This is a genomic window from Pseudomonas sp. KCJK8993 (assembly GCF_046230915.1).
GTDB lineage: Bacteria > Pseudomonadota > Gammaproteobacteria > Pseudomonadales > Pseudomonadaceae > Aquipseudomonas > Aquipseudomonas piscis.
This window is the reverse complement of sequence record NZ_JBJJLO010000141.1, coordinates 1-15,021: the sequence shown is the minus strand read 5'-3', so window position 1 is coordinate 15,021 and position 15,021 is coordinate 1. Positions and strand designations below refer to the sequence as shown.

General features: G+C 66.0%; 12 protein-coding genes, 1 tRNA gene and 1 pseudogene. 5 read left to right on the top strand and 9 right to left on the bottom strand.

From position 1 onward, the window contains the following. Window positions 1-32: 32 nt before the first annotated feature. Window positions 33-106: transfer RNA gene (locus ACK6AU_RS28660), tRNA-Cys, on the bottom strand. 366 nt (window positions 107-472) lie between these two features. Further along, the gene (locus tag ACK6AU_RS28655; protein ID WP_409302939.1) at window positions 473-1,501 is read right to left on the bottom strand and encodes an ABC transporter substrate-binding protein; all 1,029 of its coding nucleotides are present in this window, start codon (window positions 1,499-1,501) and stop codon (window positions 473-475) included. A 184-nt stretch (window positions 1,502-1,685) separates the two neighbouring features. On the opposite strand from ACK6AU_RS28655, the gene ACK6AU_RS28650 reads away from it, so the two are divergent. Further along, a complete protein-coding gene (locus ACK6AU_RS28650) occupies window positions 1,686-2,597 on the top strand; it encodes a LysR substrate-binding domain-containing protein (protein WP_409302937.1) in 912 nt (303 codons plus the stop codon). Window positions 2,598-2,709: 112 nt separating this feature from the next. Next, complete coding sequence (locus ACK6AU_RS28645; RefSeq protein WP_409302935.1) at window positions 2,710-3,864, top strand: L-lactate dehydrogenase; 1,155 nt, start codon at window positions 2,710-2,712, stop codon at window positions 3,862-3,864. Between the two features lie 24 nt (window positions 3,865-3,888). Here ACK6AU_RS28645 and ACK6AU_RS28640 read toward each other — a convergent pair whose 3' ends face one another. Next, a complete protein-coding gene (locus ACK6AU_RS28640; RefSeq protein ID WP_409302933.1) occupies window positions 3,889-4,929 on the bottom strand; it encodes an ABC transporter substrate-binding protein in 1,041 nt (346 codons plus the stop codon). A gap of 47 nt (window positions 4,930-4,976) precedes the next feature. Between ACK6AU_RS28640 and ACK6AU_RS28635 the strand changes: the two genes are divergently transcribed. Both ACK6AU_RS28635 and ACK6AU_RS28630 read left to right on the top strand, forming a co-directional pair. Then, complete coding sequence (locus ACK6AU_RS28635; RefSeq protein WP_185701826.1) at window positions 4,977-5,186, top strand: hypothetical protein; 210 nt, start codon at window positions 4,977-4,979, stop codon at window positions 5,184-5,186. A gap of 226 nt (window positions 5,187-5,412) precedes the next feature. Beyond that, window positions 5,413-6,561: a MalY/PatB family protein gene (locus ACK6AU_RS28630; RefSeq protein WP_409302931.1), complete on the top strand. Its 1,149-nt coding sequence runs from the start codon at window positions 5,413-5,415 to the stop codon at window positions 6,559-6,561. 302 nt (window positions 6,562-6,863) lie between these two features. On the opposite strand, the gene ACK6AU_RS28625 is transcribed toward ACK6AU_RS28630, so the two are convergent. From ACK6AU_RS28625 to mdlC, 4 genes are all read right to left on the bottom strand, one after another. After that, entirely contained in the window at window positions 6,864-8,339 is a 1,476-nt protein-coding gene (locus ACK6AU_RS28625) for an aldehyde dehydrogenase family protein (protein WP_409302929.1), read from the bottom strand. Between the two features lie 61 nt (window positions 8,340-8,400). Further along, complete coding sequence (locus tag ACK6AU_RS28620) at window positions 8,401-9,327, bottom strand: ketopantoate reductase family protein (protein WP_409302927.1); 927 nt, start codon at window positions 9,325-9,327, stop codon at window positions 8,401-8,403. Between the two features lie 43 nt (window positions 9,328-9,370). After that, on the bottom strand, window positions 9,371-10,762 hold the full coding sequence (locus tag ACK6AU_RS28615; protein WP_409302925.1) for an MFS transporter: 1,392 nt from the start codon (window positions 10,760-10,762) through the stop codon (window positions 9,371-9,373). Window positions 10,763-10,845: 83 nt separating this feature from the next. Continuing rightward, on the bottom strand, window positions 10,846-12,432 hold the full coding sequence (gene mdlC / locus ACK6AU_RS28610; RefSeq protein ID WP_409302923.1) for a benzoylformate decarboxylase: 1,587 nt from the start codon (window positions 12,430-12,432) through the stop codon (window positions 10,846-10,848). A gap of 115 nt (window positions 12,433-12,547) precedes the next feature. Between mdlC and ACK6AU_RS28605 the strand changes: the two genes are divergently transcribed. Beyond that, the gene (locus ACK6AU_RS28605) at window positions 12,548-13,444 is read left to right on the top strand and encodes a LysR family transcriptional regulator (RefSeq protein ID WP_409302921.1); all 897 of its coding nucleotides are present in this window, start codon (window positions 12,548-12,550) and stop codon (window positions 13,442-13,444) included. A gap of 178 nt (window positions 13,445-13,622) precedes the next feature. On the opposite strand, the gene ACK6AU_RS28600 is transcribed toward ACK6AU_RS28605, so the two are convergent. Together ACK6AU_RS28600 and ACK6AU_RS28595 are read right to left on the bottom strand one after the other, a co-directional pair. Continuing rightward, the gene (locus ACK6AU_RS28600; RefSeq protein ID WP_409302919.1) at window positions 13,623-14,630 is read right to left on the bottom strand and encodes a zinc-dependent alcohol dehydrogenase family protein; all 1,008 of its coding nucleotides are present in this window, start codon (window positions 14,628-14,630) and stop codon (window positions 13,623-13,625) included. A 180-nt stretch (window positions 14,631-14,810) separates the two neighbouring features. After that, window positions 14,811-15,021 (bottom strand): annotated as a pseudogene (locus ACK6AU_RS28595) (MarR family transcriptional regulator); the annotation flags it as partial.

The window sequence follows — 15,021 nt, the reverse complement described above, 5'->3', positions numbered from 1 at the left end:
CCGTAGACGTTAATCTACGGGGTTTTCAAGGGTGGAGGCCGAGGTCGGAATCGAACCGGCGTAGGCGGATTTGCAATCCGCTGCATAACCATTTTGCTACTCGGCCCCAAATGTCCAGCGCCTGAAAAACAACACTGAACACGTACAAACTGGAACGGCTTGGAGATCTTTTCAATCTCCCAACTCTTTATTTAACCTGTTGATTTATAAAGAGTTTTTCCGTTTCCTCGCTGAGGAATGGTCGCAATTATGGACGTGTTTTCCAGTCCTGGCAACTCTTATTCGATATTTTTTCTACCGCGCGGTTTTTAAGGTTGCGAACCGAGCTGGCGTACTTCCTAGCTCCGGCGGCGTGAGATGACAGCATGCACTCCCGCACGTTGCTCGCCTCTTCTTTTCACGACCTGCCTACCCGACTGGACAGGCCAAGGTCGACAATCCCCTGGCGAGGCTCGAGAACAGCACCTGGGCATCAACGCGCCGCCCAGGCATTGAAGCGCTCTTCCAACTCGTCACCGTGGTCAAGCCAAAAGTCGCTATCGACCTTCAGCGCTTGGGACATGTTGGCCGATGCCGTGGGAAAACGCTCCTGCACCGCCAAAGGGATCAGCGCCAGGCTCTGCAATCTGGCCGGGCCGTTGTGCATGAGCTGGGCAAATTGCTTTTGTGGTTGGATCTCACTGGCCAAGGCTATGAACTTCAGTGCCCGTTCACGCTGTCGGCTGCCCTTGACGATGGCCCAACTATCCATGTCGTAGAGGCTGCCATTCCACACCAGGGGGAAGTCATGCCCTTGCACCTGAGCGTTGACCGCTCGAGCGGTGTATGTCGACGTCATGCTGACGTCACCGGAAGCCAGCCACTGCAATGGTTGGGCACCAGCCTCCCACCACTGGATGTAGGGTTTGATCTGGTCCAGCTTGGCAAACGCCTGGTCCACTCCTGCCGGCTCACGCAACCTGGCGTAGACCTGCTCGCGAGGGACACCATCTGCCATCAGGGCGATTTCCAGGGTCAGCTTGGCCCCCTTGCGCAGGGCGCGCTTGCCGGGAAAATCCTTGAGATTCCATAGGTCAGCCCAGTGTCCGGGAGCTCGTGGCAGACGCTTGGGGTCATAAACCAGGGCCGTGGACCAGATGAAGATTCCCACCCCGCAGGGGCTGACCGCACCATCGACGAAGTCCTTGGCGTCGATCCCCGGAATAGCCGGCAGGAGCTCGAACAGCCCATCTTCACAACCGCGCAGCAGCTGAGCATGATCCACCTCCACCACATCCCAGGTCACGCTTGCGGTGTCGACCATGGCCTTGATCTTACCCATCTCGCCGTTGTACTCACCCGCTCGCAGGGTGCCGCCGTACCGCTGGGTGAAGGGTTCGTAGAAAGCTCGCTGCTGCGCCTGCTGATTGAGCCCGCCAACGGAAACCACCGTCAGTTCCTCAGCCTGAAGCGAAGTGCCCAGTAGCGACAGCAGTAGACCGCCGATCAAAAGTTTGAACATGGCCTGGATTCCTTTTTATTGTGTTCAGCGGCCACAAGCCGGCTGAAGAGGTTTGTCTGGCAATGACGACCGTGCCCACAGGGCATCAAGGTGCACCGCGATGCTAGCCAGAACCCTCCGGGGTGCGCTGGAATAAAACGCCAACTGGCCGGGAAGTTTTTTCCCAGGCTTCAAAGGAGCCTGCATGAAGGATTTAAGCGACTATCGCCTGCCCTCCCTGGATGCGTTGCTGGCCTTCGAAAGTGCCGCCCGGCTGAAGAGCTTCGAGCAGGCGGCCGAGGTCCTGGCGTTGACGGGCAGCGCGCTGCGCAAGCGCATCGCCGGGCTCGAGCAATTGCTGGGGCTGAGCCTGTTCGAGCGCCAGGGTGGTAGCTTGCGGCTTACTGCCGACGGCCAGTTGTACCTGGAACAGGTAGCACCGGTGCTGCAACAGTTGCTGGACATTCCCCAGCACCGGCGCACCGTGCAGCGCAAGCAGCGGTTGATCTTGTGCAGCCCACCGACCTTCGCCCGCCAAGTACTGATCCCGCGTCTTGATGAACATAGCCGGGGCCATCCGCAGATCGACCTGCAGATCCAGCTCTCGGCGCCCTTGTCCAACATCAGCAATGGCCAGTGCGACCTCGAGGTCCGTGGCGACAGTCTCGACGCGCCAGCAGCCAGGCGCTTGCTCGACGAACAATTGCTGCCGATGGCCGCTCCCGCCCTGCTCGCCCGCTTCCGCCCTCTGCAACTGCCGGCGGATTTCGCCCGGCTGCCGTTGTTGCGCTCGCCCCTGGAACCCTGGCGTCCCTGGTTGCAGGCCGCCGGCCTGGATTTGCCGGAACCCGACCAGGGGCCGACCCTGCTGGACCTGGGCATGCTGCTGGAGGCCGCGGCCAATGCCCAAGGCGTGGTGCTGGCCCGGCCGTCCCTGGCCCGCAGTTGGCTGGCCCAGGGACGCCTGGTGATCCTCGGGAAAATCAGCAGTCCACCGTCCTACCACTACACCCTGGACATCCCCCTGCCCTCGCCCGCCGCCCGGGAACTGGCCCACTGGCTGCAACGCATCTGCCGTGACGCCGTGGCCCAGGGCAACGCCCACGCCCAGGGCTGAAACAGCCCTTACCGGCTCCGGGAAAAAAACGCCCGCACGCCGGGAATTGTTTTCCGCAACGCTCCTGGCCCGGCGCACTAGTCTGCTGCGATCCATCACACAGGAGTGCGCCATGCCCATCATCACCTGCATCGAAGACCTGCGCCGGCTGGCCCGACGCCGGGTGCCACGGATGTTCTACGACTATGTCGACGGCGGCTCCTGGAGCGAGAGCACCTACCACGCCAACCAGGCCGACTTCGCAGGAATCAAGCTGCGTCAACGGGTAGCGCGCAATATCGACAATCGCTCGTTGCAGGTACACAGGCTGGGCGTCGACATGGCCATGCCCCTGGCCATCGCCCCCACCGGCCTGGCGGGAATGGTCCACGCCGATGGCGAAATCCTCGCGGCCCGAGCCGCCGCAGCTGCGGGCATCCGCTACACCCTGTCCACGGTCAGCATCTGCTCCCTGGAGGACGTGGCCGAGGCCACGGCCGCGCCGTTCTGGTTCCAGCTGTATGTGATGCGCGACCGCGACTTCGTCGGTCGCCTGATCGACCGAGCCAAGGCCGCCGGTTGCGACGCCCTGGTGCTGACCCTCGACCTGCAACTGAGCGGGCAACGGCACAAGGACCTGAAGAACGGCCTCAGCACCCCACCCCGGCCGACCTTGGCCAACCTGCTGAACCTGCTGGGCAAGCCACGCTGGGTCGCCGGCATGCTGGGCACCCGGCGTCGGCATTTTGGCAACATCATGGGCCACGTCACCGGCGTGCACGACATGCGCCAACTGGCGGAGTGGACCTACCAGCAGTTCGATCCCTGCCTGAGCTGGGACGACATCCAGTGGATCAAGCAGCGCTGGGGCGGCACGCTGATCCTCAAGGGCATCCTCGACGTGGAGGACGCCCGCCTGGCAGTGGCCAGCGGCGCCGACGCATTGATCGTCAGCAACCACGGCGGGCGCCAGCTCGATGGCGCACCGTCGAGCATCGCCATGCTGCCGGCCATTGTCGACGCCGTTGGCGGCCAGGCCGAGGTCTGGATCGACAGCGGCATCCGCAGCGGCCAGGACGTGATCAAGTCCCTGGCCCTGGGCGCCCAGGGCGCGATGATCGGCCGGGCCCACCTGTATGGCCTCGGCGCGCTGGGCCAGGCCGGGGTCAGCCAGGCCTTGCAGATCATCGCCAGGGAAATGGACCTGACCCTGGCGCTTTGCGGCCACACCCGGATCGAGCAGGTCGACCGGCAACTGCTGGTGCCCGGCAGCTATCCCTTGCCCTGAACCTGCCAACCAGGGTGCGCTCGCTCAGCGGGCGGCCCAGGCGTTGAAACGCTGCTCCAGGTCCTCGCCATGGTCGACCCAGAAGCCGGCATCCACCGCCCGTGCGCCCTGCAAGTTGGCTTCATAGGTGGGCAACTGCCGCTGCACCGAAGGCGGTAGCAGCCCCAGGGCCTGGCGGTGCACCGGTCCGTAGGGGATGTGCTGCGAGAACACCTTCTGCGCCTCCGGTTGGCTGGAGAAGCGGATGAACTGCTCGGCCAGGGCCTTGTTCGGCGAACCCTTGACCACCGCCCAGTACTCCGGGTCGTACAGGCTCTGGGGCCAGAGGATGCTCAACTGCATGCCCTCCTTCTGGGCCATGGCGATCCGCCCGTTGTACGCGGCGCTCATCGCCACGTCCCCGGCCACCAGCCATTGCGGCGGCTGGGCGCCGGCTTCCCACCACTGGATGTACGGCTTGATCTGGTCGAGCTTGGCAAAAGCCCGGCTCACGCCCTCCGGGGTAGCCAACACCTGGTACAGCTGCGCGGGCGGCACGCCGTCGGCCAGCAGGGCAATCTCCAGGGTGTACTTGGCACTCTTGCGCAAGCCACGCTTGCCCGGAAAATCCTTGAGATTCCAGAAATCGGCCCAGGACTCCGGCGCCCTGGCCAGCCTTTGCGGAGCGAAAGCCATGACCATCGACCAGACATAGGTCGCTACGCCACACTCGGTCAGGGTGCCGGGCACGAACTGCCCGGGGTCACCGAACTGGCCCAGGTCCAGGGGCTCGAACAGCCCTTCGTCGCAACCGCGCAACAGCTCAGGACTCTCCACCTCGACCACGTCCCAGCTGGTCTTGCCGACCTCGACCATGGCCTTGATCTTCGACAGTTCGCCATTGTATTCCCCGGCCACCACCCGGGCCGCGCCACTCTGCTCGAACGGCTGGAAGTACGCCTGTTCCTGGGCCTGCTTGGTCGCACCGCCAAAGGAGATGACCGTGAGGTTCCGCGGTTCGGCCGCCACGCCAGTGCACAGCACCAGCAGCGACCACGCAACGCCGCAACGCAAGATATTGGACATGTACCCATCCTCGAATAAGCCGGTCCGCCCGCACGAACCCGCACCGCATGAGCCTGGCAACGACCGTAGCCACGGGCGGTACCGCGCCAGGCAAGAGCAAGCTCGTTCAGTGCCGTACCGAGGGCGACGAGGCCCTGGCGGTGTTGCCGCGGGCGCCATGGCCCGGTTCGTTGGAAGTGTCCCGGGGCCCGGGCGCAGGGGCCGGCCAGGTCATGTTCGAAGGACAATTCATCGCTTGCTCCCTGTTGTTTTTGTAGGAAGAACAAACCGATCGCTAGTGCATCGCCAGCACGCCCCACATCAGGGGACAGGCGCATGCCGGGCTCATTGTTCGCCGAACCCCAGGCCTCGCGAAACGAGGTTTTTATGAGGCACAGGCAAGGGAAAAGCTGCCTTGTGCGCGTCCCCTAGGGCCATGCCCAATGCAGGACAAGCCAGCTAGAATCTCTGCACCTTTGCCTTGCAAGCCGACGAGACCCGCCCATGAGCTACGACTTCGATACCCTGCACCCACGCCACGGCACCGGCAGTACCAAGTGGAGCCGCTACCCCGAGGACGTATTGCCGATGTGGGTGGCGGACATGGACTTCGCCGCGGCGCCAGAGATCATCGACGCCCTGCGCCAGCGCCTGGAGCATCCGCTGCTGGGCTACAGCGTGGCCCGCGACGAACTGCGCGCGGCGGTCGTCGCCGACCTGTGGCACAAGTACGCCTGGCGCGTGCGACCGGATGAGCTGATCTTCCTGCCCGGGGTCGAGCCGGGCTTCAACATGGCCCTGCGCGCCTTCGTCAAGCCGCACCAGCAGGTGGTGGTGCAGACCCCCAACTACCGCCCGCTGCGCCTGGCTCCCGGCAACTGGCAACTGCGCAAGATCGAGGTGCCGTTCCAGGCCACCGCCGACGGCACCTACACCACACCCATGGCCGAACTGCGCCAGGCCCTGCAGGGCGCCGGCGCGCTGCTCCTGAGCAACCCGCACAATCCCCTGGGCAAGGTCTTCCCCCGGGAAGAACTGCAAGCGGTGGCCGAGGCTTGCCTGGAACAGGGCGCGCTGATCGTGTCCGACGAGATCCACGCCGAGCTGTGCTTCGACGGTCGCCGGCACATTCCCACTGCCACCCTCGGCCCGGAGATCGCCCGGCGCACCATCACCCTGATGTCGGCCAGCAAGGCCTACAACGTCGCGGGCATGAAGACCTGCTTCGCCATCGTCCAGGACCCGGCCACCCGCCTGGCCTTCAACAACGCCCGCGCCGGCATGGTAGACAGCGTCAGCCCCCTGGGCCTGGAAGCCACCCACGCCGCGCTGACCCAGGGCGACGCCTGGCGCCAGGAACTGATCGCCTACCTGCAAAGCAACCGCGACTACCTGCTCGAAGCGGTACGCACCCGCCTGCCGGGCATCCATATGCACGCACCGCAAGGCACCTACCTGGCCTGGCTCGATTGCAGCGCCCTGGGCCTTGACGACCCCCACGCCTTTTTTCTCAAGCAAGCCAAGGTCGGCCTCAGTGCCGGGCTGGAATTCGGCGACGATTGCCAGCAGTTCGTGCGCCTGAACTTCGGGTGCCCGCGAGCCTTGCTGGAAGAAGGCATCCGGCGCCTGGAGCGGAGCCTGGACCAGCGCTGAACCGAAGATCCCGGCATAGCGCAAGGCGGCGTTGGCATGCCCACGCGTCAGCGCCTCGGTCCACGTGCCCCGGCCGTTGACCAGGCAGCGTTCGAGAAGCCCGGCCCTCGGCCGACAGCATTATGGTTCTGCGCTTTTCATAGGCGCAGCCGTGTCTCGACAGGCCGGCCATGTCGATCAGTGAAGGAAAGGGTCGGAGCGAGGCTTGCCCGCGATGGGCTAGAGCGCGCTGCGCTGATCCAGACAACAGCCCGTCCACTTACGACGGGCCCGGGTGGATGGGCGTTACTCAGGGCGCCGGATCAGAAGGGATACTGGCGCGGCCGGTGTTGCAGGCTGATCCAGTGGTCCCGGGTGAACTCATCGATCGCCCAGTCGCCGTTGAAGCGCCCCAGCCCGGAGTTCTTCTCGCCACCGAAGGGTGCGTTAGCCTCATCGTTCACCGGCACGTCGTTGATGTGGGTCATGCCGGCGCACACCTGCCGGGCGAAGTTCACCCCGCGCTCCAGGTTGCCGGTGAACACCGCGCTGGCCAGGCCGAATTCGCTGTCGTTGGCCAGCTCCAGGGCATGGGCTTCGTCCCGGGCACGCAGCAACCCCACCAGCGGGCCGAAGATTTCATTGCGCGCCAGGTCCATGTCGGCACGCACCTCGCCGTACACATGGGGCGCCAGCAGGTTGCCGTTCTGCCCGCCCTCGTACAAAGGTTCGGCGCCCTGCTCCCGGGCCAGGGCGATTTTGGCCTGCAGGCCCTGCAACTGGCGGGCGTTGATCACCGGGCCAATCACCGTGTCCAGTGACTGGGGATCACCCACCTTGAGCTGCTTGACCCGGGCCACGAAGCGCTGGGCGAAGGCGTCATAGAGCTGCTCATCGACGATGATGCGGTTGATCGCCATGCAGATCTGCCCCTGGTGCAGGAACTTGCCGAACACTGCGGCGTTCACCGCCTGTTCCAGGTCGGCATCGTCCAGCACCACGAACGGGCTGTTGCCCCCCAACTCCAGGGCCACATGCTTGAGGTGTTCGCCGCCACTGGCGATACGGCCGATGCCGCGCCCCACCGGGGTCGAGCCGGTAAAGGTGATCAGTGCCGGCACCGGGTGCTCGACAAAGGCATCGCCGATCTCGCTACCGGCCCCCACCACCACGCTGAACACCCCGGCGGGCAGGCCCGCTTCCTCGAAGATCCTGGCCAGCAGCAGGCCACCGCACACCGGGGTATCGCTGGCCGGCTTGACCACCACTGCATTGCCCAGGGCCAGGGCCGGGGCTAGGGAACGCTGGGTCAGGTGCAGCGGGAAGTTCCACGGGCTGATCACCCCCACTACCCCCAGGGCACTGCGGTAGACCCGGCTTTCCTTGCCCGGCACATCGGATTCGACAATCCGCCCGTGGACCCGCGCCGGGAAGGACGCCGACTCCAGGGTGATGGCCCTGGCCGCGCCCCACTCGGCCAGGGCCTTGATCCGCGTACTGCCGGACTCACGAATGATCCAGTCGACGATTTCCTCCTGGCGCCGGTCGAAGATCGCCACCGCCCGATGCAGCACCGCGGCGCGCTGCGATGGCCCCAGGGCCGCCCATTGCGGCTGCACCTGGGCGGCCTTGGCGTAGGCGGCGTCCAGGTCGCTGCGGTTGGCCTGGGCCACTTCCAGCAGCAGAGCGCCGTCGAACGGATTGGTCACCGCCAGGGTCTTGCCGGCGGCACCGGCGCGCCACTGTCCGGCGATGGGTTGCAGATGCAGGTCGCGATACGCCGCGTTGGACTCACTCATGAAGAATCTCCTTAAAGAACAGCATTCATACACCGATGGCTCGCACAATACGGACCACTTCCTACGGTGCGACGATGCGCTTTTCGATCAGGCGCAACAGGCCGAGCAGGGTTTCGGTGTGGGGCACGGCCACACCCGCCTCCCGCGCCCGGGCCAGTACCTGGCCGTTGATCGCACCGATTTCCGTAGGCCTTCCGGCCAGCACGTCCTGCAGCATCGACGGCTTGTGCGTGCGGTGGTTGGCGATAGCCAAGGCCACGCTGTCCAGGCAGCGCCGGGCATCCAGCACTATCCCCTGGGACCGGGCCACCGCCACCACCTCCAGCACAATGGCTCGGGCCAGGGCTACGCCTTCCGGCGCCGCGTCCAACTGGCCGACGGTGCAGCCAGTGGCCGCGCACAGGCTGTTCAGCGCTGCATTGAAGGCCACCTTCTCCCAGATCGACGTCCACACCTCGGGGTCCACCGCGCAGTTCAACCCGGCGCCGTCCAGCACTGCCGCGACCTCCTGACTGGCCTGGCGTTCGCGGCTATCGAGGGCCAGCACCCGGACCATGCCCTGGCCATGAGACTGCACCTGGCCAGGCCCGACTATGTCGGCGGGCCAGAGGGTCATGCCGATCAGCACTTGCTGCGGGGCCACATGCCGCGACAGCGCCTCGGCATTGCCCAGGCCGTTCTGCAGGGTCAGCACCCGGGTGTGCCCGGCGATATGCCCGGCAACGCTACGCAAGGCGCTGTCGGTGTGCAGGCTCTTGGTGAAGACCAGCAACAGGTCGGGGTGCCCCGTGGCCTGTTCCGGGCGACAGGCGTTCAAGCCGGTAATGCGCCGTTCGCCGCTGTCGGTGACCAGCAGCAGGCCGTCGTTACGGACCGCCGCCAGGTGCGCGTCGTCGATGTCCAGCAGGGTCACCTGCTGCCCGCTTTCCGCCAGCAGGCCGCCAAACAGCGAACCCATGGCGCCCGCGCCGAGAATGGTGATGTTCATCGAGCCTCCTGATCGAGCGGCCGGTTCAAGAACCGCGCCGCATTCATGGCTGGCCCGGCAGGCGCCGGGGAATGTGCCGGCGCACCAGCAACAGCGCCAGCAGCGCCAGAACCATCACCGAGCCCAGCAGCATGAGGTAGCCCTGGGCCCCGCCCCGGGTGATCACCAGGGCTCCGGCGAAGGCACTGAAGACCGCCCCCAGGCGCCCGAAGGCCAGGGCCGATGCGGTGCCGGTGGCGCGTACGCTGGTGGGGTAGATAAAGGCGCACAGGGCAAACAGGGTGGACTGCACGGCGTTGACGAACAGGCCGTGCACCCCGAAGCCGAAGATCAGCAGCCCGGTGTCCTGGTGGATGTCCACCACCTGCAACAGGAAGGCGCTGGCCGCGCCCCCGGCGCAGCAGGTCAGCAGCGGCCAAAAGGAGCCCCAGCGAGTCATGGCCACCGCGCACGCCAACGCGCCGATCACCCCGCCCAGGTTGTAGGCGGTCAGCCCGGAACCGGCCACCGACAGCTCCAGGCCTTCGGACAGCAGCAGGGTCGGTAGCCAGCTGAAGGCGCTGTAGACCGCGGTCAGGCACATGAAGAAGGCCACCCATGTGGCCAGGGTGTCACGCCCGTACCCCAGGGTGAACAAGGCACGGAAACCGCCCTGCTTCTCACTCCTCTGCTCCAGGGCATCGGTGTAGACCACCCCCGTCGCCATCGGCCGGCCCATGCGCCCGAGCAAGGTGCCCAGCTCGTTCCAGCGCTGGGGCCGGCGCGCCAGGAAGCGCGGTGACTCCGGCAGCGCCGCCAGTAAGGTCAGGCCCAGCACCAGCGGCAGGCTGCCACCGACGAAAAACAAGCTGCGCCAGCCATACAGCGGCAGTACATGGGAGGCGAACAGCCCCGCCAGCATCCCGCCCAAGGGCACGCAGACAATGGTCGCGGTCACCGCCAGGGTGCGCCGGCGCATCGGGGTGAATTCGGCCGTCATCGTGGTCGCGCTGGGCAGTGCACCGCCGATGCCCAGCCCGGCGATGAAGCGCAGGACCGCCACCACTAGCGCATTCGGCGCCAGGCCGATGGCGCAGGTGGCCGTGCCAAACACGAACACACTGGCGATGATCGCCATGCGCCGACCGAAACGGTCGGCGAACAGCCCGGCACAGGCACTGCCAATACCCATGCCGATCAACCCGGCCGCGACCGCCGGAGCGAAGGCCTCGCGGGTGATGCCCCACTCCTTGATCATCAGTGGAATGGCGAAACCGATCAGTTGGCCGTCGAAGCCGTCCATGACGATGGACAGCGCCGCCAGTAGCACCACCAGCCTCTGCATCCCCGTGAAGGGACCCTGGTCGAGCAAGGTGCCGATATCGACGCGAGTGGAACGGGGAGGCGCCGACTGGGGCGCATCGCCCATCGCTGCAGCGACCGGAGTCATGTTCATAACCACCTCTTTTTTATTCTTCTGGTGAGTCTGCAGGTTGCGCTGGACAAGGCCAGGCACAGAGCCCGGCGACAAGGCGGTCCTCAGGGTTCGATGGTCAGGGTCGGCACTTCGATCAACACGGGGCGCTTGCCTGCCAGAGCCGTGACCAGGGCCTCGGCGAACTCCTCACGGGTGTTGGCCTGCACCGAATGCACGCCATAGCCGCGGCCGATGGCGCAGAAGTCCAGGCCGGGCACATCCAGCCCCGGGGCGTCGCTGACCTGCAGCACGTCGGCGAACCAGCGCAAGGCGCCGTAGGTGCCGTTCTTGAGAATGATGAACACCACCGGGACCTGGTACTGGGCGGCGGTCCACAGCGCGGTGATGCCGTAGTTGGCCGAGCCGTCGCCGATGACCGCGATCACCCGCCGCTCCGGCCGGGCCAGTTGCACCCCCACCGCCGCTGGCAGGCCGAAGCCCAGGCCGCCGGCAGCCGGGAAGTAGTAGCTGCCGGGCTCGCGCATCTCCACACGCTGCCAGAAGGCGCCGACGGTGGAAGTGGATTCCTTGACGTAGATCGCATCCTTGGGCGCCCGCTCATCGATCACGTCGAACACGGTTTCCGGGCGCAGCACGCCGCCCTGTTCCTCGATCGGAGCGGCCGGCGGCAAGGCCTGGGGCTGTGGCCGATCGCAGTCCGGCAGCGCCCGGACCAGGGCCTGCAAGGTCTGGGCAATGTCCCCCACCAGCGCATCGCCCATGGGCGCCCGTGCCGCTTCGCCGGGATCGCAAGTGATGTGCAGCAGCTCGGCGCCCTCGGGCAGGTAGTCCCCCGGCGCATACTGGTGGTAACGGAACACCGGGGCCCCCACCACCAGGATCAGGTCATGCTCCGCCAGGCAGTGGCTGATACCGGCAATGGCAGCCGGCAGTACTCCACGAAAGCTCGGGTGACGGGTGGGAAACGGGCAGCGCGAAGCCGACGGCGCGACCCAGGCCGGCATGCGCAGTTTTTCCGCCAATTGCACGGCCAGCTGGTTGCTCTGGCTGGCGTCCACATCCGGCCCCAGCACCAGCACCGGGTTACGCGCCGCCGCCAGGCGCTGCGCCAGGGCACGCAACTGCGCCGCCGAGGGCAGCCCGGCAGAGGCCACTTGGCGTCGGGCCAGATGCTCGATCCCGGCCGATGCGGGGCGAGCCCAGTCGTCATAGGGAATGGACAGGTAAACCGGACCCTTGGGCGCCTGGCTGGCCATGTGGATCGCCTGGCTCAGGGCCCGGGGCACGTCGTCGGCGCAGGCCGGTTCATGGCTCCACTTGACCAGGGGCTTGGGCAGATGCGGAGCGTCGACGTTGGCCAACATCGCCTCGACCCCGATCATCGAGCGCACCTGCTGGCCGGCGGTAATCACCAACGGGCTGTGGGAGTACCAGGCGTTGGTCAGGGCGCCCATGCCATTGCCGGTGCCGGCCGCCGCGTGCAGGTTGACGAAAGTCGGCTGGCCGCTGGCCAGGGCGAAGCCATCGGCCATACCCACCACCGCGCCCTCATGCAGGCCGAGGATGTAGCGGAAGTCTTCGGGGAAGCCCTTGAGAAAGGGCAGCTCATTGGAGCCCGGGTTGCCGAAGATGGTGGTCAGGCCTTGTTGCCGCAGGATGTCGTAGGAGGCGCTATGGATGGTTTTCATAGGGGCCTTTGCCGCTGTTCTTTAGAATCTGATTTACTCTTGCAGCCACCAGTAAATGGATCAAATCGATACTATTTCTACTAGAAATAGGAGCCATCTATATCAATGAGGCAACATGAGCCACATCGATCTGAACCTGATCCGTACCTTCGTCACCCTCTATGAAGCCCGCAGCGTGACCCTGGCCGCCGAGCGCCTGTTCGTTACCCAGCCCTCGGTCAGCTACGCCCTGGCGCGCCTGCGGGAACTGTTCGACGACAGCCTGTTCAGCCGCACCCGGGACGGTATCCAGCCCAGCCAACTGGCCAACGAGCTGTACCCGGTCTTTCGCGAATCCCTGACGCAGATCGAAAACACCGTGCACAGCACCCGGCACTTCGACCCGGCGACCACCGAGCGGCGCTTTCGCATCGCCCTCTCCGACCTTGGCGAAATGGGCTTCCTGCCGCTGATCCTGGCGCACCTGAACCAGGAGGCGCCCGCAGCCGAAGTCGAGGTCCTGCCGTTGCAGGTGGACCAGGCCGGCGAATGGCTCAGCAGCGCCAAGGTCGATGCACTGATCTGCCGTAAACCCTTGCCCGGCACCCGCAGCCAGGTGCTGATCCGCGAGCGCTATGTGTGCCTGCTCAGCGACCGCCACCCACGCATCGGCACCCAGCTGAGCCTGGAGCAGTTCCTCGCCGAGCGGCATATCGCCGTGACCCGCACCACCGGCCACGGCAGCATCGAGGACGTACTCAAGCAGATGGGCGCCAAGCGGCGCATCAGCCTGCACGTGCCGCACTTCTCGGTGCTGCCCAAGGTGCTGCCCGGCACCGACCTGCTGACGGTGCTGCCGGCGCAGATCGCCCGCCTGTTCACCCTCGAAGGCGGTTTGCGGCAATTGGAACTGCCATTCCCGGTGGCGGAGTTCGAAGTCTCCCTGCACTGGCATCCCAACAGCGACAGCTGCGCCGCCGTTCGCTGGTTTCGCCAGGCCGTGGCCACAGCCATCATCGACGGCCAGCTCTAGACCAGAGCCGGCCGCCAGGGCGAGACAATCGCACCGATGCGCCTTTGGCATGCTCAAGTCGGGTCATCGTTATGACCCGAAAGTGGCTCTTGCCTGGTAATGGGTAAGGGGGGTGTCTACAGGGATCGGCCCCGTAGGGGATCCGATCGATAGGCTGGAGCTGGGCTGCGGTAACGCATCACAGGCTCAGGCAGATTTTCCCCAGGTGGGCGCCGGAGGCTTCATGGGCGAAAGCCTTGGCGATCTCGGCCAAGGGGAAAGTGCTGTCGATCACCGGCTTGACGCCGGTGGCTTCCAGGCCACGGACCATCTCGATCTGCTGCTGGCGGCTACCGACGATCAAGCCTTGCAGGCGCTGCTGCTTGGCCATCAGGGCCGCCGTGGGTACCGGCCCGGCCCAGCCGGTGAGTACGCCGATCAGGGCGATGTGCCCGCCGATCCGGCACGCAGTGATGGACTGGGCCAGGGTGCCCGGGCCGCCCACTTCCACCACATGATCGACGCCCCGCCCGCCGGTGAGCTTGAGCACCTCGGCGCCCCACTCCGGCTGGGTGCGGTAGTTGATGGTGTGGTCGGCCCCCAGCTCGCGCACCCGCGCCAGCTTGGCGTCCGAGGACGAAGTGGCGATCACCGTCGCGCCCATGGCCTTGGCCAGCTGCAAGGCGAAGATCGACACCCCGCCCGTGCCCAGCACCAGGACGGTTTCACCGGCCTTGAGGCCGCCGTCCACCACCAGTGCACGCCAGGCGGTGAGCCCGGCGGTGGTCAGGGTCGCCGCCTCGGCATGGCTGTAGCCCTTGGGTGCGTGGGTGAACCAGTGACTGGGCTGGACCACCACCTGCCGGGCGTAACCATCGACGCCGTCGCCAGGGGTGGTGCTGAAGTCGGCGATGGCCGGGCCTCCGTCATGCCAATGGGGAAAGAAGCAGGACACCACCGCGTCGCCGACCTCGAACTCGCTGACGCCCTCGCCCACGGCCTCCACCACACCGGCGCCATCGGCCATGGGAATTCGTCCATCGGCCGTGGGCAGGCCACCGGTCACTACCGCATAGTCGTGATAGTTCAGGGAACAGGCATGGATCCGCACGCGGATCTGCCCGGCGCCGGGCTGGCCCGGGTCGGGCAGTTCCACGGCCTTCAGGTTGTCCAGGGATGCCGGCAGGCTGAGCTTGATGGCTTGCATGGGATGCTTCTCCGCAGATCGATAGTCTTCAGGGAGCTAACCCTACCACCGAACGCCTGGCTGTAGCGCTGCCCCGGACTGCGAACACCGCGTCGCCGGGATGCAGGTGTTCAGGGCCGCTATGGGTTCGACACAGGATCGCCAGGCAAGGCCCTGCGGGCTTTACGCCGCTTCACAGGCTCAGCAGCGGCTACCAGGCTCCACTCCTGGCCGCACAAAACATTGCTCGATCACGGCCGCGCCCCATTGCTCGCCCACCTGTTCCTGCACCAGCACAAAACCCTGTTCCTCATACAGGGCGCGTGCCGCATCCAGCCCCTTGAAGGTCCACAGGCGGGTGGCAGCAAAGCCCCATCGGTCGCAGAACGCCAGGGCCTCGACCAGCAGGCGC